Below are 625 nucleotides of genomic sequence, written 5' to 3'. Positions count from 1 at the left end.
CGGCGGCGGTGATCCATGAATCGACGCAGTTCTGGCCGGTCGGCAGCAGCACGCCCTGATAGCCGAGACGGTCCACGGCCTGGGCGACCTGACGGAAATAACCGAAATCCGACGGGCGCTGCTGGGTTTCGGAACCGAGATAGGAGCCGTCGCCGTGGGTGGGAATGAACCAGAAGAAGTTCAGCGGGTCATGGCCAGACAGCGGAACGTCGGGGGAGATGACGGATTTGTCAGACATGGCTTTGCTCCGTTTTCACGCGCCGCTCAGCGGCCAGCCTTTTGCTGCGGCGGCGTCCAGACCGCCTCGCTGATGGTGATCTGCCGGGGGATCAGACCCAATTCAAAGAAGGCGTCCGCCACCTTCTGTTGCTGCTTCACCTCCACCTCGGTGAGCGGCCGTAGCGAATATTCCGCCCGGTCGATGGCGCGCCGGTTGCCTTCCGCATCGATGCCGGTGGCTTTCTGCGAAGCTTCGGCCACGGCCTGACGGTTGGCGCCGGCCCAGTCGGTGATCTTGCCGATCTCCTCCAGAGCCGCTTTCAGCTGCTGCGGGTGTTTTTCGGCGAACTCCCGGTTGGCGAGGTAAAAGGCGTTGGTCGGCGGCAGCTTTTCGAGGCCGGTCAGC

The 625-nt window shown here is 63.7% G+C and carries 1 protein-coding gene and 1 pseudogene; both read right to left on the bottom strand.

The window, feature by feature from the left end:
- Positions 1 to 238 (bottom strand): annotated as a pseudogene (locus AC4FS3_RS28995) (hypothetical protein); the annotation flags it as partial.
- A gap of 26 nt (positions 239 to 264) precedes the next feature.
- The coding region (locus AC4FS3_RS28990) for a type 2 periplasmic-binding domain-containing protein (RefSeq protein WP_491023417.1) at positions 265 to 625 on the bottom strand (361 nt) is incomplete at its 5' end.

The sequence above is a fragment of the Pseudogemmobacter sp. TB195 genome (assembly GCF_058313095.1).
Note: the sequence above shows the minus strand (reverse complement) of the source record. Positions and strands in the feature narration are given on the sequence as shown.